This window comes from Nitrospiria bacterium, from assembly GCA_035517655.1.
GTDB lineage: Bacteria > Nitrospirota > Nitrospiria > JACQBZ01 > JACQBZ01 > JACQBZ01.
Genome location: DATIYJ010000063.1, coordinates 1 through 22213 on the forward strand (window position 1 = coordinate 1; position 22213 = coordinate 22213).

At 60.3% G+C, this 22213-nt stretch carries 17 protein-coding genes; 4 read left to right on the forward strand and 13 right to left on the reverse strand.

The genetic code is table 11. The features are described 5' to 3' along the window. Positions 1-304 precede the first annotated feature (304 nt). From proS to VLY20_11600, 13 genes are all read right to left on the reverse strand, one after another. Positions 305-1576: a proline--tRNA ligase gene (gene proS / locus VLY20_11540; protein ID HUK57279.1), complete on the reverse strand. Its 1272-nt coding sequence runs from the start codon at positions 1574-1576 to the stop codon at positions 305-307. A gap of 80 nt (positions 1577-1656) precedes the next feature. Continuing rightward, positions 1657-2730 carry a flavodoxin-dependent (E)-4-hydroxy-3-methylbut-2-enyl-diphosphate synthase gene (gene ispG / locus VLY20_11545; GenBank protein HUK57280.1) on the reverse strand — a complete coding sequence of 358 codons (1074 nt, stop codon included), beginning with the start codon at positions 2728-2730 and terminating at the stop codon, positions 1657-1659. 29 nt (positions 2731-2759) lie between these two features. Beyond that, complete coding sequence (gene rseP / locus VLY20_11550; protein ID HUK57281.1) at positions 2760-3884, reverse strand: RIP metalloprotease RseP; 1125 nt, start codon at positions 3882-3884, stop codon at positions 2760-2762. A gap of 9 nt (positions 3885-3893) precedes the next feature. Continuing rightward, positions 3894-5069, reverse strand: coding sequence for a 1-deoxy-D-xylulose-5-phosphate reductoisomerase (locus VLY20_11555; GenBank protein ID HUK57282.1), 1176 nt, complete (start codon positions 5067-5069; stop codon positions 3894-3896). A 1-nt stretch (position 5070) separates the two neighbouring features. Next, complete coding sequence (locus VLY20_11560; GenBank protein ID HUK57283.1) at positions 5071-5892, reverse strand: phosphatidate cytidylyltransferase; 822 nt, start codon at positions 5890-5892, stop codon at positions 5071-5073. Beyond that, complete coding sequence (locus VLY20_11565) at positions 5892-6707, reverse strand: isoprenyl transferase (protein ID HUK57284.1); 816 nt, start codon at positions 6705-6707, stop codon at positions 5892-5894. Before VLY20_11565 ends, VLY20_11560 begins: the two co-directional genes overlap by 1 nt. 145 nt (positions 6708-6852) lie before the next feature. After that, positions 6853-8307, reverse strand: a complete 1455-nt coding sequence (locus VLY20_11570; protein HUK57285.1) for a glutamate synthase subunit beta — start codon at positions 8305-8307, stop codon at positions 6853-6855. Next, a complete protein-coding gene (gltB, locus tag VLY20_11575) occupies positions 8300-12832 on the reverse strand; it encodes a glutamate synthase large subunit (GenBank protein HUK57286.1) in 4533 nt (1510 codons plus the stop codon). The genes VLY20_11570 and gltB overlap by 8 nt, the downstream gene beginning before the upstream one ends. Before the next feature lie 31 nt (positions 12833-12863). Continuing rightward, complete coding sequence (locus VLY20_11580) at positions 12864-13502, reverse strand: DUF3300 domain-containing protein (protein HUK57287.1); 639 nt, start codon at positions 13500-13502, stop codon at positions 12864-12866. 152 nt (positions 13503-13654) lie between these two features. Next, positions 13655-15229, reverse strand: coding sequence for an efflux transporter outer membrane subunit (locus tag VLY20_11585; protein HUK57288.1), 1575 nt, complete (start codon positions 15227-15229; stop codon positions 13655-13657). Continuing rightward, entirely contained in the window at positions 15226-16311 is a 1086-nt protein-coding gene (locus VLY20_11590; GenBank protein ID HUK57289.1) for a biotin/lipoyl-binding protein, read from the reverse strand. The genes VLY20_11585 and VLY20_11590 overlap by 4 nt, the downstream gene beginning before the upstream one ends. Further along, entirely contained in the window at positions 16301-17005 is a 705-nt protein-coding gene (locus VLY20_11595; GenBank protein HUK57290.1) for an ABC transporter ATP-binding protein, read from the reverse strand. Before VLY20_11595 ends, VLY20_11590 begins: the two co-directional genes overlap by 11 nt. A gap of 1 nt (position 17006) precedes the next feature. Then, complete coding sequence (locus VLY20_11600) at positions 17007-18143, reverse strand: ABC transporter permease (protein HUK57291.1); 1137 nt, start codon at positions 18141-18143, stop codon at positions 17007-17009. Positions 18144-18429: 286 nt separating this feature from the next. Here VLY20_11600 and VLY20_11605 point away from each other — a divergent pair, with 286 nt between their 5' ends. The 4 genes from VLY20_11605 (at position 18430) to VLY20_11620 (ending at position 22209) form a co-directional block, all read left to right on the forward strand. Next, a complete protein-coding gene (locus VLY20_11605; GenBank protein ID HUK57292.1) occupies positions 18430-18753 on the forward strand; it encodes a zf-TFIIB domain-containing protein in 324 nt (107 codons plus the stop codon). Further along, complete coding sequence (locus VLY20_11610; GenBank protein ID HUK57293.1) at positions 18750-19286, forward strand: thioredoxin family protein; 537 nt, start codon at positions 18750-18752, stop codon at positions 19284-19286. The genes VLY20_11605 and VLY20_11610 overlap by 4 nt, the downstream gene beginning before the upstream one ends. A gap of 25 nt (positions 19287-19311) precedes the next feature. Further along, positions 19312-21732: a PAS domain S-box protein gene (locus VLY20_11615; protein HUK57294.1), complete on the forward strand. Its 2421-nt coding sequence runs from the start codon at positions 19312-19314 to the stop codon at positions 21730-21732. A gap of 225 nt (positions 21733-21957) precedes the next feature. Continuing rightward, positions 21958-22209 carry a Fe(2+)-trafficking protein gene (locus VLY20_11620; GenBank protein HUK57295.1) on the forward strand — a complete coding sequence of 84 codons (252 nt, stop codon included), beginning with the start codon at positions 21958-21960 and terminating at the stop codon, positions 22207-22209. Positions 22210-22213: the final 4 nt, after the last annotated feature.

Consider the following 22213-nt stretch of genomic DNA (forward strand, 5'->3'; position numbering starts at 1 on the left):
CAATCCGTCTGGTGCTTTGTAGGGGCGTATTGCAATACGCACCTACGGCGATTTGAATTATCGGGCAGGCGCCGGGCCCTGCCCCCACCCCCTATATATATAATGATGCAGATCGAATATATTCGTCCTTTTGGCTGCCCGTGACGAGGGTTATGACGGTCTTCTTTCGGGCCAAGACACGACCCCATGACGGCATACGGATGCGACGATGAGAAAATTTCGGCAGGACAGCGGGACGATTGTACTAAAAATCCCGGGAAAGAACAAGGAAGCGATGAAGGCGGGAGTTCGCTTCGCGGACCGTTCAGGCTTCGGCGGGTTTCGCGTCCGGCAGGACCAGCTTCTTGACGAGATCGATCACTTCGTCGGTCGCGACCTTCCGAATTTTTCCGTCGCGCCGATCCTTGAGCTCTACCAGTCCGTCGGCCAGGTTTTTATCGCCGATGATGACCTGGTACGGAATGCCGATCAGGTCGGCGTCGTTGAACTTCACCCCGGGCCGCTCCGACCGGTCGTCGATCAGGACCTCCACGCCGTGGTTGGACAGCGTCCCGTAGATCAGCTCCGACGTGATCATCACGCGCTCGGACTGGTCGTTGACCGGGACGACATGCACCTGGTAAGGCGCGAGCGGAAGGGGCCAGACGATCCCCTTGGTGTCGTGGTTCTGCTCGATCGCGGCCGCGGCCGTCCGGCCGATCCCGATGCCGTAGCAGCCCATGACGCTCAAGGCCTCCTTGCCGTTATGGTCCAGAAACGTCGCCTTCATCGCCTCGCTGTATTTCGTCCCGAGCATGAAGATGTGGCCCACTTCGATCCCGCGATGGGTGATGAGCCGTCCCTTGCAGCGCGGGCAGGCCTTGCCCTTCGTTTTCTCCACGTTGGCCGCGAAACCGCAGGAGTCGCACGCGACCAGGCTGTCTTCGCCCGTCTCGGCCAGGACCATGAACTCCTGGGAATAGGTCCCGCCGATCACACCGCTCTCCGCCTCGACCGGCTTGAACTTCAGTCCGCACCGCTCGAAGATCCGGTGGTAGGCCTGGCCCATTTTATCGTAACTGGCCTTGGCGCCCTGCTCGTCGCGGTCGAAGCTGTAGGCGTCCTTCATGAGGAATTCGCGGCCGCGCATCAGCCCGAAGCGGGGGCGGATCTCGTCCCGGAACTTGGTCTGGATCTGATACAGAATCTGGGGCAGGTGGCGGTACGATTTGACCTCGGCCCGGACGAGGTCGGTGATCACTTCCTCGTGCGTCGGCCCGAGGCAGAACTCCCGCTCGCCGCGGTCCTTCAGCCGGAGCAGTTCCTTGCCGTACTCGCCCCAGCGGCCGGTCTCGTGCCACAGCTCGGCCGGCTGGACCATCGGCATCAGCAATTCCTGCGCGCCGGCGCGGTTCATTTCCTCGCGGACGATCCGCTCGACCTTCCGGATCACCCGGAGGCCCAGCGGCAGGTAGGTGTAGATGCCGGCCGCGACTTTTCGGATCATCCCGGCGCGGATCATCAGCCGGTGGCTGACGACCTCGGCCTCGACCGGCTCCTCGCGCAACGTGGGGATTAATAATTTTGAATAGCGCATAATGTCATTTGTAGGGGCGATCCTCGTGATCGCCCTTGTCCGTGCAGATGATAGGGCGAATACAAGATTCGCCCCTACGGTTATTTTTGATTCGTTTCCCTTTCCTTCGCCATCGCCTCGACCTCGGCCACCAGGACGTCGGCCATCTCGGACTCGGACACCTTGCCGACGATCTTCCCGCGCTTGAACAGCAGGCCGCCGTCTTTGCCGCCCGCGATGCCGATGTCGGCCTCCATGCCCTCGCCGATCCCGTTTACGGCGCAGCCGAGGATCGAGACGTTCAACGGCGCCTTGATATGGGACAGCCGCCGCTCAAGCTCCCCGACCAGCTTGAACATGTCGAACTCGAGCCGGCCGCAGGTGGGACAGGCGATGAAATTGATCCCGTGATGCCGAAGCTCCAGCGCTTTCAAGATCTCGAAGCCGGCCTTCACCTCCTCGACCGGATCGGCCGCGAGCGAAACCCGGATCGTGTCCCCGATCCCCCCGCCCAGCAGCAGCCCCATCCCAACGGCCGTTTTGATGCTCCCCGCGAAGGCCGTCCCGGCCTCGGTGATCCCGAGGTGGAGCGGGTAATCCGTCTTTTTTGAGATCAGCCGGTAGGCCTCGACGCAGAGGCCGACGTGCGAGGCCTTGAGCGACAGCTTCATCTCGTAGAAGCCCAGCTCCTCCAGCATCCCGATCGCCCGCAGCGCCGATTCGACCATCGCCTCGGCCGTGGGATAGCCGTATTTTTTAAGCAGGTCCTCCTCCAGCGATCCGGCGTTGACCCCGATCCGGATCGGGATGCCCCGGTCCCGGCAGGCCGCCGCGATCTGCGCCACGCGGTCCTTCCCGCCGATGTTGCCCGGGTTGATCCGGATGCAGTCGACGTAGGGGGCCGCGTGGAGCGCGAGGCGGTAGTTGTAATGGATGTCGGCGACGAGGGGGATGCCGATCCGGGCCTTGATCGTTTTCAAGGCGCCGGCGGCGGTCTCGTCCACCACCGCCACGCGGACGATCTCGCAGCCGGCCTGCTCCAGCCGCCGGATCTGGTCCGCCGTCGCGTCGACGTCCCGCGTGTCCGTGGTGGTCATGGACTGGACCGAGATCGGGGCGTCGCCGCCGATCGCGACGCCGCCCACCGTGATCGGCCGTGTTTTCCTTCGTTCGATCCTCACTTCAAGCGCCCCCGTCCCGTCGGTCAGCCCGGCTTTCCGAACAGCCGGATGATGTCGTTATAAAAGGCCAGGGCCATCAACAGAAGAAGCAACGCGAGGCCGATTTGCTGCGCGATCTCCCGTTTCCGTATGCTCAACGGACGCCCCAGGACGGCCTCGATCACGAAGAACAGGAGATGGCCTCCATCCAATACCGGGATCGGAAGGATGTTCATCACGCCCAGCGTGATGCTCAGGATCGCGATCAGGAAGAGCAGACCCCCGATGCCCTGGGAGGCGGCCTGGCCCGACATCTGGCCGATCAGAATCGGCCCGCCGATGTTGTCCATCGAGAGCCTTCCCTGAACGAGCCGGACCAGCCCCTCCACCGTCAGATAGGTCCATTGCCACGTGGCCTGAAACCCCTTGAGGACGGCATCGAGGGGATTCGCGGCCTGGATCTGGGCGCCGCGGGGGTTCTTCCCGATCCCGATCTGACCGACGGTCTTCTGCCCCTCCTCGGTCTCGACCGTCTTCGACGCCGGCGTAACCGTCAGGATCAAACTCTGATGGTCCCGCTCCACCGTGATCGTCAGGGGCTTTCCGGCGCTGCCGTAGATGATATCGGTCATTTGCGCCCAGGTCGATATTTTTCGGTCGCCGATCGAAACGATCCGGTCCCCCGCTTTGAAGCCGGCCGCCTGGGCCGGGGATTTCTCGATCACGGTCTCGACCACCGGCATCAGGCTGTCGAAATTCGGCACGTACATCGGGATGCCGATCGAGAGAGATCCGGTGAAAATCAGATAGGCCAGGAACATATTGAAGACCGGCCCGGCCGCCACGATCAGGATCCGTTTCCAGACCGGCGCGAGTGAAAAGGAACGGGCCCGGTCTTCCGGGGAAAGCGCCGGCGCCTCCTCCCCCTTCTCGGGCTCTTCGCCGAAAAGCTTCACGTAGCCGCCCAGCGGAAGCGCGGAGATCAGGTATTCGGTCTCCCCGACCGTCCGGCCGATCAGCTTCGGCCCGAAGCCCAGCGAGAACTTCAGGACCTTGACCCCCAGACGACGGGCCGCCAGGAAATGGCCCAGCTCGTGAAAAAAGATCAAGACGCTGAGAACAACGAGGAAATAAAACAGGTTGTAAAGAAAATGAACGACGGATTCCATGCTGCGTGCTTACTCCTTTTCTCCGACGGACTTGGACGCCCGCTCCCGACCCCAGCGGTCGGCCTCGAGGACGTCCTCCAGGCTTTTCACGGCCAGGGGAACGTGCGCGTCCATTGTTTTTCGTATCAGCCGGGCGATCTCCAAAAAGCCGATCCGCTCTTCGAGATAGGCCCGCACGGCCACTTCGTTGGCGGCGTTCAACACGGCCGGAAGCGTCCCGCCGATTTTAATCGCCTCGTACGCGAACCCGAGGCAGGGAAATTTTTTAAGATCCGGCGGCTCGAACGTCAGCGACCTGACCCGGGTCAGATCCAGGGCGGGAAGACCGAGCGGCAGCCGTTCCGGATAATTGAGCGCGTAGGCCAGCGGCCCGCGCATGTCCGGGACGCCCATCTGGGCGATCACGGAACCGTCCAGGTACTCCACCATGGAATGGACGATGCTCTGCCGGTGAATGACGACGTCGATCCGGTCCGGCGGCATATCAAAGAGCCAGTGGGCCTCGATCACCTCCAGGCCCTTGTTCATCAGCGTGGCCGAATCGATCGAGATTTTCGATCCCATCCGCCAGACGGGATGCCGGAGCGCCTGGGCCGGCTTGATCACGCGTCGCTTTCGGACCGGCAGGTCGAGAAGCGGCCCCCCCGACGCCGTCAGGATGAGCCGGCGCACGTCCCGCCGGCGCTGGCCGGACATCGACTGAAAAATGGCGCTGTGCTCGCTGTCGACCGGCAGAAGGGTAATTCCCTGTCTTCGGGCTTCCTGCTGAAGAATCGATCCGGCCATCACCAGCGGTTCTTTGTTGGCCAGCGCCATCGTCTTTTTCGCCCGGATGGCCTCGAATGTCGGAACGAGTCCCGCCGACCCCACGATGGCCGAGACGACCAGATCGGCGTCGGCCAGCGTGGCCACCCGGACCAGGCCTTCGATCCCGGACAGGACTTCGATCCCAGGATTTCGCAGGTCCGGAAGATCCCGGCACTGCCGGCGCAGGCGTTCCGCGGCCGCCGGGTCCGCCAGTGCGACGCACCGGGGGCGGAAGCGCCGAATTTGACCCAGAAGTTTATCACCGTTGCGCCCGGCTGTCAAACCCACAACCCGGAAGCGATCCGGAAAGTCCGTCACCAGCCGGAGGGTGTTGGTCCCGATGGAACCGGTTGAACCCAAGAGAACCAGTTTTTTCATTTTAAATCACGATCACCCGGCCGTATTGTTTCACCCAAAGCAGATAATAATAGAACAACGGCGTCGTGAAGATCAGGCTGTCCATCTTGTCCAGGATGCCGCCATGGCCCGGCAGAAAATGGCCGGAATCTTTCACCCCGGCGCTGCGCTTGAACATGGATTCCGTCAGATCGCCCATCTGACCCAACACGCCCAGCAACAACCCCAGGAACAAACCGTCGTAGACCGAAAGAAACGGGAGAAACCATTGTCGGGCCAGGACCGCGGCCAGGATGCTGGCGGCCAGTCCTCCGACGGCCCCTTCGACCGTCTTGCCGGGGCTGAGCCGCGGGGCCAAAGGGCGCCGCCCGAAGCCCTTTCCGATATAGTAAGCCCCGGTATCGCCGGCCCAGGTCACCAGGAACAAAAAGAAGATGAGATACTCCCCCTGTTCGAGACCCCGGAGCAGGATCAGATGCCCCAACAGCCAGCCGACGTAGAAGACCCCCAGCGCCGCCACGGCCGTGTCGCCGAGGGTCGTCGCCATGTCCTGATACGTCGCCAGCTGGTACAACAACCCGGCCATTCCCAAGGCCGTCAGCACCTCCCGATCCGAGAAAAAACCCTGTTCGTAGAAATGTCCCACGATCAGCCCGCCGCAGAGCAAGCCGAACAGGATCAGTCCCCGTTTCCCGGCCGGAAAATAAAGACGGTAGAACTCCAGCTGGCCGAGCAGAACGCCGAACAACACGACAATGAAAAAGGCCGCCGGGGGAAGGTATTTGACTAAAATGAAGAAGAGCGGAAGGAAGAGGACGGCTGAGATCACGCGCTTTTGGTGCATTAACCTTGTCTCACCCCGCGTCGCGGAGGATTCTGGTTTTTCACCAGGCCGAAACGACGCTCCCGCTGCTGATAATCGATCAGGGCCTCCAGAAAATCACGCCGTCGGAAGTCCGGCCACAGGGTCGGCGTGAAGTAGAGTTCGGTATACGCCATCTGCCAGAGAAGGAAATTGCTGATGCGGGTCTCTCCGCTGGTCCGGATCATGAGATCGGGGTCCGGCAGGTCGGCCGTGTTCAGGTACTGACCCACCAGCGCCTCGTCCACCGCCTCCCGCGTGAACAGGCCCTTCTGAAGATCGTCGTACAGCCTTAACATCGCCTCGACGATTTCGGCCCGGCCCCCGTAGCTCAACGCGATCGTCAACACCATTTTTTCATTGGACAACGTGGCCGACTCGGCCGCGCGGATCCAGTGGGCGACGGAGGCCGGCAGGCGGTGGATCTGGCCGATCGTCTTAAAGCGGATCCGGTGTTCCATGAGCGAGGCCATTTCTTTCTGGAGGTATCCTTCCAGCAGCGTCATCAGCTCGTTCACCTCGTCCTGGGGGCGTTGCCAGTTCTCCACCGAGAACGCATAGATCGTCAGGGCATAGATCCCCAGTTCCCGGCAGACCGTCACCGCGTCCCGGACGGAACGGATTCCCTCGCGATGGCCGGCGATCCGGGGCAGTCCCCGCATCTCGGCCCACCGCCCGTTGCCGTCCATGATGATGGCCACATGCCGCGGGAGGCGGGCCCGGTTCACCAGCGCCTGAAGCTGGGGGTCGCCCAACGGTTCGTTGCCTATTCCGATTTTCTTCAACGGGTTTTCCATGGGGTTTTCCAGGACGCTTTTTCAAGCATACAACACTAACACAGTCCGGTCAAAATTCATAGCGCCGTCGGAAGTTCAAAATAAAAACGGGCGACAGGTTGGGTCGCCCCGGAAAAATCCGACTCCTCGAACCGGACGGAAACACTTATCGGACGGCCGCGCCGGCGGGCGCGCGCGCGCGAAGGTATTGATCGATCCCTTTCGCGGCGTCGCGGCCCTCCCGAATCGCCCAGACGATCAGGGAGGCGCCCCGTTTCATATCGCCGGCGGCGAAGACCCCTTCGACGCTGGTCATCTGATTTTCATCCACCGCCACATGGCCGCGCGCATCCAGCCCGACCCCGAGATCCTCCAGCAGGCCCGTCCGCACCGGACCGGTGAAACCCATCGCCAACAGAACCAGATCGGCGTCCAGCTCGAATTCCGTTCCGGGCATCTCCACGAACCGGGTGCGTCCGGACGGGTCCGTCTTCATCTCGACCCGCACCGCCTGAAGCCGGCTCACCCGCCCGTCCCGGCCGGAAAACCGTTGGGTGGAAACGCTCCATTCCCGCCGGCAACCTTCCTCGTGCGCGTGGGACGTCCGGAGCATCATCGGCCAGAGCGGCCACGGCGTCGACGCGGCCCGGCTCTCGGGCGGCTGGGGCAGGAGCTCGAACTGATAAACCTCCTTCGCCCCCTGGCGGTGCACGGTTCCGAGGCAATCGGAACCGGTGTCCCCCCCGCCGATGATCACCACGCGTTTATCCTTGGCCGTGATCCGGACCGACGGATCGATCGCGTCGCCGGCGTTGATCTTGTTTTGCTGCGTGAGGTAATCCATGGCGGGATGGATTCCGGAAAGTTCCCGGCCGGGCACCGGAAGCTCGCGGGCCGTCATCGCGCCGCCGCACAGGCAGACGGCATCGAAGCGCTTCCGCAGCAGATCCGCCGGAAAATCGGGGCCGACATCCACACCGGTCTTGAACGCGACCCCCTCCGCGCGCATCTGCTCCAAGCGGCGGTCCAGGACCGATTTTTCCATTTTGAAGTCCGGGATGCCGTACCGAAGCAGACCGCCGATCCGGTCGGCCTTCTCGAAGACCGTGACCGCGTGTCCCGCGCGGGCCAGCTGCTGCGCGGCCGCCAGGCCGGCGGGGCCGGATCCGACCACGGCCACGGCGTACCCGGTCGGCTTCTCCGGGAGAACCGGCGTCACCCAGCCCTCGTCGAAGCCGCGGTCGATGATATTCCATTCGACGATCCGGATGGCCACCGGATCCTCGATGATCCCCAACACGCAGGCCGACTCGCACGGTGCCGGGCAGAGCCGCCCGGTGAACTCCGGAAAATTGTTGGTGGAATGAAGCATCTTCAACGCGTCCTTCCACCGCCCCTGAAAAACAAGATCATTCCAGTCCGGAATCATGTTCTGGACCGGACAGCCGTTGTTGCTCTGACAGAACGGCACGCCGCAATCCATGCAGCGGGCGCCCTGGGCCTTGAGCGCTTCCTCGGAAATCGGCCGGTAGAACTCCCGCCAGTCATGGACCCGCTCCTCGACCGGTCTCCGCTTGGGGCCCTCCCTCCGGATCTTTAAAAATCCCTTGGGGTCACCCATGAACGGCCGCCTCCTTCGATGCGGTTTTCTGGGCCTTCCGCTGCTCCATCACCTTCTTATACTCCACCGGCATGACGCGCAGGAACTTCGGAAGCATGACGCTCCACTGCTCCAGCACCTTTTGGGCCTGGGCGCTGCCCGTATGCCGGGCGTGCCGCTCGATCATCCCCTTCAGTAGGGCCTGGTCCTCTTTGTCCCGGACGGGCTCAAGCTCCACCATGCTCAGATTGCACCGGCGTTCAAACCCGCCGTCCCGGTTCAGCACGAACGCGACGCCGCCGCTCATCCCGGCCGCAAAATTCCTCCCGGTCTGGCCCAGGACGACCACCACGCCGCCGGTCATGTACTCGCAGCCGTGATCGCCCACGCCCTCGACCACGGCCCGGCAGCCGCTGTTCCGAACCGCGAACCGCTCGCCGGCCATTCCGTGGATGTAGGCCTCGCCGCCCGTCGCGCCGTAAAGGGCGACGTTGCCGATGAGGATGGTCTCCTCCGGCGCGAAGGTCGACTTCTTGAACGGAACGACCACCAACCGTCCGCCGGCCATCCCCTTGCCCAGATAGTCGTTCGATTCGCCTTCCAGCGCCAGCGACAGCCCGTTCACGCACCAGGCCCCGAAACTCTGCCCGGCCGATCCGGTGAAGCGGAAACGAATCGTATCGTCCGGAAGGCCCGCGGCCCCGTGCCGCCGCGCGATTTCTCCGGAGAGCATGGCGCCGACCGTCCGGTGGATGTTCCGGATCGGCCACGCCGCCTCGACCCCGCGCTTCGACTCCAGCGCCGGCCGGGCCCGCTCGATCAATTGATGATCCAGGGCGTTGGCGAGCCCGTGGTCCTGCGTCTGGACGCAATGCACGGCGACATCCGGGGCGATCTCCGGCCGGTACAGGATCGCGCTCAGATCGATTCCCCGGGCCTTCCAATGGTCGATCGCCTTGTGGGGTTTGATCTTGTCCGTGCGGCCGATCATCTCCTCAAACCGGCGGAAGCCCAGCCGGGCCATCCACTCCCGGACCTCCTCCGCAACGAAGAAAAAGTAATTGACGACATGCTCCGGCAGGCCGGAAAATTTTTTCCGGAGAACGGGATCGTGCGTGGCGATCCCCACGGGACAGGTGTTCAGGTGGCATTTGCGCATCATGATGCAGCCCTCGACGATCAGCGGCGCCGTCGAGAATCCGAACTCCTCGGCCCCCAGCAAGGTCGCGATCACGACGTCCCGCCCGGTCTTCAGCTGCCCGTCGGTCTCGATCCGGACGCGGCCGCGGAGGTTGTTCATCACCAGCGTCTGCTGGGTTTCGGCCAGGCCCAGCTCCCACGGAATCCCGGCGTGCTTGATCGAGCTCCACGGCGAGGCGCCCGTGCCGCCGGAGTCTCCGCTGATCAGAATCTTGTCGGCGTGCGCCTTCGCCACGCCCGCGGCGACCGTCCCCACCCCGACCTCGGCCACCAGCTTGACCGAAACGGCGGCCTGCGGATTCACGTTTTTCAAATCGTAGATCAGCTGGGCGAGGTCTTCGATGGAATAGATGTCGTGATGGGGCGGCGGAGAAATCAGCTGAACCCCCGGCGTGGCGTAGCGCAGCCGCGCGATCGTCTCGTCCACCTTGTGGCCGGGAAGCTGGCCCCCTTCGCCCGGCTTCGCGCCCTGGGCCATCTTGATCTGCAACTCCCTCGCGTTCACCAGATAGAACGTCGTCACGCCGAAGCGCGCGGAGGCCACCTGCTTGATGGCGCTGTTCTTCGAATCGCCGTTCGGAAGCGGAACGAAGCGCTCGGGATCCTCGCCGCCTTCGCCCGTGTTGCTCTTGCCGCCGAGCCGGTTCATCGCGATCGCGAGGGTTTCGTGCGCCTCCTTGCCCAGCGCGCCGAACGACATCGCGCCGGTCGTGAAGCGCTTCACGATCTCCTTCGCCGGCTCCACCTCCTCCAGCGGAACGGGCGCGCCGGTCCGCAGATCGAGCAGCCCCCGAAGGGTCGAGCGCCGCCTTGACTCGTCGTCCACCAGCCGGCTGAATTCCTTGAAAGAGGCGTAACTGTTGTTCCGGGCGGCCCACTGGAGTTTGGAAATCGTTTCCGGATTCCAGTTGTGGCGTTCGCCCTGAATCCGGTAGTGATACTCGCCGCCGTAGTCCAGCTGCCGGATCGGCACGTTCTGATGGGCCGCCGTGTGTCGGCGCAGCACCTCCTCGGCCAGCGTCTCGATCCCGATCCCCCCGATCCGGGAGGCCGTCCCGGTGAAATACCGTTCGACGAGCTCGGCGCCCAGCCCGATCGCCTCGAAGATTTGGCCGCCGCAGTAGCTCTGGACGGTCGAGATCCCCATCTTGGAGAAGATCTTCAGCAAGCCCTTGTTGACGGCCTTGATGTATTTGGATTCGGCCGTCGGGGCGTCGATCGTCTCGGGCAAATAACCGTCGCGGACCATGTCGGTCAGGGTCTCGAAGGCCAGATAGGGATTGATGCTGCCGGCGCCGTAGCCGATCAGGCAGGCGAAGTGATGCACCTCACGCGCCTCGCCCGTTTCGACGATCAGGCCGACCTCGGTCCGGGAGCATTCCCGGACCAGATGATGATGGACGGCCGAAATCGCCAGGAGGCTCGGGACCGGCGCCCGTTCGGCGTCGACGCCGCGGTCGCTCAAGATGATGAAGTTGTATCCGGCGCGGATGGCCTCGGACGCCTGGCGGCAAAGCCGCTCTACGGCGTCGGCGAGTCCGCGGGGCCCCTCGGCCGCCGGGAACAGCATGCTCAGGGTCTGGCTCTTGAAATAGCCGTCCGCGATCGTCCGGATCTTTTCCAGGTCCGCGTTGGTCAGAATCGGCTGATTCACCTTGATGCGGCGGCAGGACTCGGGCGTCTCGCCCAGAAGGTTCGCCTTGGGACCGATGCTGGTCACGAGGGACATGACGAGCTGCTCGCGGATCGGATCGATCGGGGGATTGGTCACCTGCGCGAAGAGTTGCTTGAAGTATTTGAAGAGCAGCTGAGGCCGGTCCGAGAGCACGGCCAGCGGCGTGTCGGTGCCCATCGAACCGACGGGCTCCTCGCCGGTGATCGTCATCGGCATCATGATCATCTTCAAATCCTCGATGGTGTAGCCGAAGACCTGCTGCCGCTGCCGGAGCGTGACATGGTCCGGCTGCAGAACGTTCAGGGGCTCCGGAAGATCCTCGAGGTTGATCCGGTTGGCGGCGACCCACTGGAGGTACGGTTTGCGCGAGGCCATGTCGGCCTTGATCTCTTCGTCGTCGATGATCCGCCCCTGCGCCGTATCCACCAGAAACATCCGTCCCGGCTGCAGCCGGCCCTTGGTGCGAACCTCTTCGGGCGGGACCGGGAGCACGCCGGTTTCGGAGGCCATCACGACAAAATCGTCCTTGGTCACGACGTAACGCGCGGGACGAAGGCCGTTGCGATCGAGCGTCGCCCCGATCAGCTTCCCGTCGGTAAAACAGACCGCGGCCGGACCGTCCCAGGGCTCCTGCATTGCGGCGTGGTATTCATAGAAGCCGCGGCGCGCGAGATCCATGTTGGGATCGCCGGACCAGGCCTCCGGAATCAGCATCATCATGGCGTGGGGCAGCGACCGTCCGCCCATCACCAGGAACTCCAGGGCGTTGTCCAGGCAGGCCGAGTCGCTCTGGCCTTCGGAGATAATCGGATAGAGCTTTTTCAGATCGTCTCCGAACAAATCGGAGGACATCCGGCCCTCTCGGGCGTGCATCCAGTTGATGTTTCCCTTCAAGGTATTGATCTCGCCGTTGTGGCAGATATACCGGTAGGGGTGCGCGCGGCTCCAGGTCGGGAAGGTGTTGGTCGAAAAACGGGAATGGACCAGCGCCAACGCGCTCATCACGTTTTCATCCGCCAGGTCGGTATAAAAGAGCGGGATCTGGCTGGGCAAAAGGAGGCCCTTGTAAACGATGGTATTGGCGGAGAGGCTGGGAATATAAAATGTTTCCCGTCCCTCCAGAGCCGACCCGCGGACGGCGTTCTCGATCCGTTTCCGTATCACATACAGTTTTCGCTCAAACTCGGCCTCGGTTAAAATGTCCCTTGCGATGAAAAACTGACGGATATAAGGCAGGCTCTGCCGGGCCAGGTCGCCGATGTGCGCCTCCTTCACCGGCACATCGCGCCAGCCCAGAAGCCGTTGGCCCTCTTCATGGATGATTTTTTCGATCAGCTTTTCACAGGGCGCGCGCTGGGCGGGCACCGTCGGAAGGAAAACCATGCCGACGCCGTATTCCCCGGCCCCCGACAGTCGGATGCCCGCTTCCGCGCAGGCTCTTTTCAAAAATTCATGGGGAATCTGGAGCAGAATTCCAACGCCGTCTCCCGTGCAGGGATCGCAGCCGACGGCTCCACGATGGGCCAGATTCTCAAGGACCTGCAGCCCTTTTCGAACGATATCGTGCGATTTGCTGCCTTTGACATTAACAACAAATCCGATTCCGCAGGCCTCCTTTTCGAATTGAGGATCGTAGAGGCCCTGGCGCTCTGGAAGTCCGTTGAAATCCATCTACTTAAAATACTAAAAACCGCCCTCGGTGTCAATCATTTTTCCGGTAACTGCGGCGATATTTAAGACATTTCGGGGCGTGTTGAACGTTCGCGAGCCTGTTCTGGAAGAAGATGACCATTGGATCGTAGAACGGCACGTAGAGGCACTGAGGATTCGCCGGCCAGATCGCATAATATCCGGGCTCGACGATCACTTCCTGCTCCGGGGTCGAGACCAGGTTCCCCTGCGCATTGGCCATCGCCCGCAGGCGTTGGACGGATTCCATTACATCGGTGGATTGGTTCACGTAGGCTTGCCCCAAGGCGGTGGTCCAATCCATCTTGTCCGCCATCATGTCGAGGACCGCCGGATAATGCGCCACCGCTTTGACGCTGACGTCCCATGGCTGATCGTCGACGCCATCCTGTCCGTAGGCGCGCACATACCGCGCCGCTTCATCAATCTGATCCAGAAAAGTCGCGGCCGGGAGCATCTGGGCCAGCAGCGGATCGGGATAAAGCGCGATGGGCGCCAGCAGATTGTCCAACTGCTCCGGAGAGTAAGTCGCGTAAGACGACTCATCCTGGGCCAGGGCAACGGCGCCACGGAGTCCCGGGCTTTCCCCGCCCCCGAGCGGCGGCTCGCTTAATAAGCACAGCACGGCCGATACGATCAAAATATATCGCATGACCTCATCCTTGTCGTCCGGGATCGTTCGTCTTCTTTGAGTCGACCGAAATTATAGCATAACCGTCCGGGACCGGATCTACTCACGTATTTTATACGGCCCTGCGCGTTCACCGATAGAGAACGTCCTAAACGAGCCTGGCGGCTGTCGCTTCAATCAGGCGTCCTTGAACCCGACCGGATGCCGTGAACCAAACCGGACGGCGCTCCGGGAGCTTCTTTGTCGGCATCCGACCAACCGCCTCCAAGAGCGACAAAAAGCGCGACGGTGTCCTGCAACCGCTGGGCGTGCGCCTGGAGATAACCGATCTTCGCCTGATGGTACTGATCGTTTGCGACTAGAATTTGCAAATAGCTGGCGACGCCCGCCTGGTAATTGGCCTGCACCAACCGCAAGGCGTGCTCCGATGCATCGAGCGCTTGAGCCTGGGCCTGCACCGCTTCGGCGTCATGTTCCAAGGCCCGGAGGGTGTCGGCCACTTGAGCGAACGCGCTCAGGACGGATTGACGATAGTTGGCCAGAGACTGCTGGTACGCTTCCATGGCCGCTTTCCGCTCAAACCATAACGTCCAGCCATGGAACAGCGGGGCCGTAAGGTTCGCGCCCAGGCTCCAAAAGCCGCTCGTCGACTTGAAGAGATCGGGTGCCGAGGTGTTGTTCAATCCGTAACTGCCGTTCAACGTGAAGCTCGGGAACAACGCGGCCGTGGCCACGCCGATATCGGCGCTCGCGCTATGCAGCAGAGCCTCGGCCGCGAGGATATCGGGACGTTGATGGACCAACTCGGAGGGTAGGGTAATCGGCAGGTCGCCCGGAAGCGTGAGGTCGGCCAACTCGATCTGGATCGGATCCCATTCCGCGGGTACGCGACCGACCAGCGTGGCCAGCAAATGCTCCGCCTCGCTCCGCCTCTGCTCCAGCGGTGGGAGCGTTGCTTCCGTAGCCGCGAGCTGAGTTCGGAGGCTCAGAACATTCAAATAGGGCACCGTGCCCGCCTGCGCCTGTACTTCGGTAATCCTGACTTGTTCCTTCAGTAAACCGATGATCTCCTCGGTAGCCTTGATCTGGGTCGTGTAGGCCGCAAGAGCGATTACGGTATTCACAATATTTCCCGACAGGGAAAGGTATGTCGCCAGAACCGCATCGCGTTGAAAATCCACCTGGGCTTCCAGGCTCTCTACGGCGCGGCGATTACCGCCGAATACGTCGAGAGAATAGCCGACCGTAGCCGAGAGCGTGTAGAGATTAAAGAGGCTGGCCGGGGCACTGCTGCCAATGCGGGCCGGGGAGAACTTCTGGCGCTCAGCGCCCAAATTGCCGTCCACTTCCGGATAAAACACCCCATAACCGGCCAGCAGGTTGTTCTGGCTTTGGCGCAACCGAGCTTGTGCTGCATGAAGATCCGGATTTTCCGTGACCGCCTGGTTGATCAGGGCATCCAGTTTTGTCGAGTTAAGAAAGCGCCACCAATCCCCGGGCATCTTACCACCCGGTTCAAAGTGCTGGGCCTGACCGTCTGCTGAAATGCTTGCGGTCGGCTCTGTGCCATGGGTGTAGCGGTCGACGGGCGGCGGCTTGGGACGAACAAAGTCCGGTCCCAGGGCACATCCCATCGCCGACAGCAGGCCGACCGTGCACAGACAGATCCTTCCGACCTTTCTTCGTGTTTTGGCCGCCGGGGCGCCCGCCGCTCTACAGGCCTTCCGAAGTCCTTCGTTCCGTTTCATTTCTCTCCGATGTACACGTCCACCAACTGACCGGGATATACATGAATATCCTTGGGGCGCTGAAACCTGAAGATCACCGGCAAGACGCGCACGTCAACCCTTTCCGTCCGCTGATTCGATAGCTCAATTTTGGGGGATACGTAAGGCTGTACCCGGACAAATTCCAGAGGAATGCTGGTATCGGTGCCTCGAATGAACATCCGCGCGCTCATTTGAGAGGCTTGGGGCAGTCTATGGATGAGGATCTCGTCGATATAACATCGGATGCCGATATACTCTTCCGAACTGCCCATGACGATGACGGGGCTAAATCCCTGCGTGTAGGTCTCGTAGGCACCCTGCGAGGAGATGTAGCCGCCCACCGCGGCCGCGATGGATAAAATCACCCCATCGGCCGGGGCGGTGAGGGTGTACTTCGCCAAGAGAGCGTTTGAGGCCGTGTAGGCTTTGGACAACGCATTCGCCTGCTTCTCCTGGCTTTGGACATCGTAACTCCAGGCGCCGGCTTTGGTGAGTTCATACTGCCTCTCGACGACTTCGAGATTGGCCTTGGCGACATTGACGGTATTCTCCGCGTTGTCCAAGGTATCCTTGCTCACGGACTGCGGGTCCAGTTCAAACGACCTCAATTGCTTGGCCAACTGGTCCTGCGCACTTTTCAGGTTTGCGCGGGCCAACTCTACCTGGGCCGTGGCCACTTCCAAGGTTTCTTTTCTTGGCTGGGCCCTGAGTTCTTCCAGCAAGGAGAGGGCCGCCTCGGCTTGAGACTTCTGCTGCTCGGCCGTAGCCCTTTGAACCGAATCATCGATTTTCAGCAGAGGGGTTCCCTTGTTCACGATATCTCCTTCGGCCACCAGAATTTGTGTGACCCTCCCGGAGACTTCAGGGTACAGGTTGATATTTTCTCCGGTGGATTGGTAGCTTTCGATGATGCCATTGACATAGATGCCTTTTTCGTAGGGATTCGTGGCGGGGTTGAACACGGGAGGCAGCGGCTTTTTTTGAATGCCGTACACATAGGCGCTGATCAACCCCGCGATGATCCCCAGGACCGAGAGGAAAAAGACCACCCTATTTCTCACCGGGACCTCCCTTGATGACCCCCGCAATCTTTCCGTCTTCCATCTTTAAAATTCGATCCGAATACTCGTAGATCCGATCATCATGGGTCACAATGATAATCGACCTTCGTTCGTTCAGGACATTCCGCTTGATGAAATCGACAATTTTTCTTCCCGTATCCCCGTCCAAAGATGCGGTCGGTTCGTCAAACACCAGAATATCCGGACGGCCGGCAATCGCTCTTGCAATCGCCACCCGTTGCTGCTCACCGCCGCTCAGCTTGACCGGAGGAAGATGCGCCCGTTCCTTGAGGCCCACGATTTCCAAACATTCGGCCGCCAGCTTGATCGCTTCATTCCAGTCCTGTTTTTTTAAAATCAGGGGAATGGCCACATTTTCAACGGTGGTCAGTCTTGGAAACAGATGATAATCCTGAAACACGAAACCAATCGTATTGAGCCTGAAATCCGCAATCTGCTCGCTGGTCAGGTTCCAGATCTCCTTCTCCTCCACCACGACGGATCCCGAATTCGGTTTCAGAATTCCAGAAATCATACTCAACAATGTGGTTTTGCCGCTTCCCGACGGCCCGACGATGTACAGCATCTCCCCGAAGTAGGCTTCAAAGCTGGCTTCCCTCACCGCAATAGTTCTGGCCGCTCCCTCTCCAAACCATTTGACCAGCTGGTCCGCTTTCACCGCCAAATTAGCCAAGTTATCCCCGGAAGATATCAAAGGGTTCGATCTTAAGGACTTTGCGAATTCCAATATAGCTTGAAGCGGCGATAATGATGAGGACCATGATCAGCGCGAGACCAAGGTTTCCGTACCGGATCGTCGCCGCATAATCCGGCAATCTCAGCTTGGCAATGGCGATTAATAGAGCGCACAGGCCGACCCCCAGACCATATCCGGTCAAACCCGTAAAAGCCGCTTGAAACAGGATCATGTAAATGAGTTCGTGTTCTTTAGCCCCGATCGCCTTGAGTGCGCCGAATTTCTCAAGATTCTCCAGGATAAACGTATAAAAGGTCTGGCCGGAAATCGACAGCCCCACGATGAAGCTGATGATCGTCATAATGAATAAATTTGTTCCTAAACCTGTCTGGAATATATAAAACCTGCTTATTTTTTGAACAAATTCTTCCTTCGTCAGGGCCCGGTAGCCAAGTTGTTCCACCTGTTTTTCAATGTAGGGTATGACTTCATTGCTCTTCGGCTCGACCATAATGTAGGAGATCGTAAATCTTGTAGAGGGAATGTACTGGAGCGCTCTGTTAAAGGTCGTGTATAGAGTTGGGACCCCAAACAACCCGCTTACAGGCACTGTGGCAATCCCGACGACAACGCCCAGGTGGTCGTTTAATTCAAATTCCGAACCGATCTTGGGATTTTCGAGCTTGCCGAACTCCGCATCCTTAACAACGATAAATGAGTTTTCTGCAAAGATGTCCTCGATATGTCCTTCCAGAAGCTCCGGCCGGCCGTACAGAGTGGCGTCGTCCAACCCGATCACGCTAACCGATTGATAGAGACCGCTTCGGAGCTTCAACAGGGCCCCTCCGGAATATAATGGCACGGCATAATTGACTCCGTTAATACTGCGAACATAATCCAGCACATAATCCGGAATCGGGATGGTATTGGCCACCGTATTGACCGCCGGATCCATCACCCAGATTTTGGCTCCGATATTGGTGACGGTGGCGGACGACCGGGACAGGATTCCGGAAAACAGAGAGGTCATCTGAACCATCAAGAACGCGGCAAACGCGATCCCGACGATCAGCGCTGAAAATTTCGCCCGGTCGTTGACCAACAATTTATATGCGATTTTTAGGATCCCTATCACGGATCCTCTCGCAGGACACTGACATCCAACGCGTCACTCCCTGGGCTCCCAGATTTTCTTTAAAGCGTCCAAAGGTACAAATGGGAACTGGATCATAAAAAAACCACTCTTTAGCAAGTACGCTAAATCAGACGCGATTGTCAAGAGAAGAGAATCAAATTCTCAATGCGTGGGAGAATAAGTCTGTCTAGGATGAACGGTGAACTTCCGACCGATCCTTGATAAAAAAAGGCGGCTGCCCTATAATGACTCAAATCATCTATAATATAGGAGCAAGGAGACTTTCATGGCCAAGGAACTGAGCGAGCACGGATACGATCGGGAAGAAGAATATTTCTACAAAAAAAACAAAGAACTCCTGGACAAGATGCGCGCCGAGCTGGATGCCAAGCGGGCCGAGCAGGAGGCCAAGGGCGCGCAGAATCCGCACTGGATGAAATGCCCCAAATGCGGCCAGGACATGGAAGAGGTTCCTCTGGCCGGGATCAAGGCGGACCAATGCACGAACTGCATGGGGATCTATTTCGACAAAGGAGAGTTGGAACTTCTCCTGGGTTCGCAGGAGCCCAAAGGATTTCTGGGCGGCCTGAAACGGCTATTTAAAAGATGAGACTGCCGATCGGCGAAAAGGGCCCCGATTTTTCCCTGCCCGGAGTGGACGGCAAGACCTACACCTTGCAAAGCTTCTCGGGCAAACCCGTCCTGGCGGTGATGTTCACCTGCAATCACTGTCCCTACGTCCAGGCCTACGAAGACCGTCTGATCGCGATCCAGGAAGACTATGCCGACCGCGGCGCGCAACTGGTGGCGATCAACGCCAACGAAACAAAAAATTATCCGGAAGACAACTTCCCCAAAATGGTCGAACGGGCCAAAACCAAAGGCTACAACTTTCCTTACCTAAGAGACGAAGACCAGTCCGTCGCCGAAGCCTACGGCGCCCATTACACGCCCGAGATCTTTGTCCTGGATCGGGAACGTCGGCTCCGTTACACCGGCCGGATCGACGACAACTGGCAGAACCCGAAGGCGGCCAAATCCCGAGACCTTCGCGACGCCATGGAGGCCCTGCTCGACGGGCGCGCCGTTTCCCAACCGGAGACGCACGCGTTCGGATGCACCATTAAGTGGGCTAAACCGTAGCAGGCAAGACCCTCCGGAGAGCCAAATGAAAGAGGGCGACCGTTTTCAACGGGCGTTTGAGGATGCCGCCATCGGCATGGCCCTCCTGGCCGTGGAGCCGCTCGGCCGATACATCGAGGTCAATCCGACCTTCTGCCGAATGACCGGTTACACGCGGGAAGAACTGCTCGCCCGAAATTTCCAAAGCATCACGGCCTCTCAAGACATCGACAGGAACGTCGAGCAGTTGCAACCGCTCTTGCGGGGAAGCATCCCCTCCATCCAACTGGAAAAACGGTACGTCCGCAAAGACGGAGGTTTGTTTTGGGTCCGCTTGAACGTTTCCCTCGTCCGAGACGACCGGGCCCAACCCTTGTACTTCATTGTCCAAGTCGAAGACATCGACGACCACAAACAGACGGAAGAGGCGTTGCGCGACTCCGGTCAACTCAATGAACAAATCATTCGGAGCGCCCGCGAAGGCATTGTTGTTCATGATCGCGAGCTGCGATACCGGGCCTGGAATCCCTACATGGAGGAGATGACCGGCCTGCGGTCGGAGTGGGTGTTGGGAAAACATCCCCTCGAGCTGGTTTCCATTCAGCGAGAGCACGGAAGACACATCCTGACCGAAGAAAACGTAAAAGAAATCCTGGACGGCCTGACCCGGGCCATGGCCGGCGAAACCGTCACGCGGCGGGACCTCGCGGTGATGTTAAAACAGGCCGGGCAAACAACGTGGAACTCGGTCCGATACGATCCGCTTAAAAACGCGCAGGGCGAGATCACGGGTGTGATCGTCACGGCGAGGGACATCACGGAGCGCAAGCGGGCGGAAGAGGCCTTGCGGGAGTCGGGTCAATTCAACCAGCAAGTGGTCGCCAATGTCCGAGAGGGCATCATCGTTTATGATCGCGATTTGCGGTATTTGGTTTGGAATCCGTTCATGGAGGAGCTGACCGGCTTGCGGGCCGAGAAGGTTCTGGGGAAACGGCCGAGGGATTTATTGTCGATTTACCAAGAGGAGCACGGCAAGCTTCTGATGGAAAAAGAGACCGTGGAAGCCATCGAGGCCAGCATCCAACGGGCGATGGCCGGGGAGACTTTTTCGTATCTGGATATCCCGTTTTTGATCAAGCCGTACGGCGAGACGGGCTGGACCTCGGTGCGGTACGGTCCGTTCCGCAACGCCCAGGGCGATATCGTCGGCGTCATCGCAACGGTGAGGGACATCACCGAGCAGAAACACCTGGAGGAACAGCTGCGCCATGCCCAAAAACTGGAAGCGGTCGGCCAATTGGCCGGAGGGGTCGCGCACGAATTCAACAACATGCTGACGGCCATCATGGGGAATCTCGACCTGGCGATCGATCAAATACCCGCGGCATCGGATCAGCGGTCCATCCTGACCGCGGCGTTGCAGGCGGCCCGCCGGGCCGCGTCGCTGACGCAACAGTTGCTCACCTTCAGTCACCGGAGTCCCATGGACCTTCAACCCCAGGACCTCGGCGCCATAGCCAACGACGTCGCGCACCTCCTGCGCCAAACCTTTGATCGACGGATCGAGGTCACGGTCCACGCCGCCGGAGACCTCTGGACGGTTCTCGCGGATGCCGGGCAGATGCACCAAGTGATCATGAACCTCTGCGTCAACGCACGGGATTCCCTGGTCGACTGCATAAACGGAGCGGTTCGGGAACCCGTTCCGGCCGGCTGGGCCCCCCGCATCGTCATTGCGGCGGAAAACGTCCGGATCGATGACGCCTACTGCAAGCTGCACCTCGACGCCCGGCCCGGAGAATACCTTCGCTTCTCGGTCAACGACAACGGCTACGGCATCGAAGAAACGATCAGCCATCGCATTTTCGAACCGTTCTTCACCACCAAAGAAGTCGGACGGGGCACGGGACTCGGCCTGGCCACGGTTTACGGAATCATGAAGCAGCATCAAGGCTGGATCGATCTGTCCAGCGCCAAATTTAAGGGTACGACCTTCAAGCTCTATCTCCCCCGCACCCACCGGACGGCGGGCCCGACGCCCCCGAAGGCCGCGCGGGGAGAAGAGCCCGCGCGCGGGACCGAAACCATCCTGTTCGTCGACGATGAAGCCCCCATTCGCCGCCTGGGCCAGACGATCCTGGAGCATCACGGATATACCGTGCTGCTGGCCAAAGACGGCGAGGAAGCGATCGAAGTTTTCAAGCGGGAACACGGCCGGATCAACCTGGTCGTGCTGGACTTGACGATGCCCCGCATGTCGGGACATGAGGTTCTCAGACAGCTTCTTCACCTGGACCCGGCCATGCGCTTCCTGATCTCAAGCGGCCATCAAACGCCGGGGACCTCGACCGAACTCCAGAATCTCGGGATGATCGATCTCGTCCCCAAACCCTACAGCCCAGACGAACTCGCGCACAGCGTGAGAAAGCTCCTGGACGCCGCCCTCCCTCCGAGAGAAGTTCGGTAGAGACAACCCTCTTGATCATCCCGTTCGACGCCTGTATAATGAACCTCGCTCTTCTGCGAATACCGAACGAACAACGTGAGCGGGACGGGGAGGCGGATCAGATGCAAGATGCAGGAGGATGGATGCCGGTGAAAAATCGCTTCATCACCCGCATCCTTCATCCGGGACGAAGCCCCCGTAGTCGGGCGGCGACGCGATCCCCTACAAAATAGATCGGAGGAACGAATGGCCGAAGTGAAGTGCGTGCATTGCGGACTGACCCGCGAGGGAATAACGGGATACGCCTACGGAGGACAGCTCGAAGCCGAGATCAAGTCGAAGATCTGCGGCGTCTGCTGGCAGGAATGGAAAGGCATGTCGATCAAGATCATCAACGAATACCGCCTGGACCTCAACGATCCTCACGCCAACAAGATCCTCATGGATCAAATGCGGGGCTTTTTGAACATGCCCAGCGCGGAAGGCCAGCCCAAATAACCCG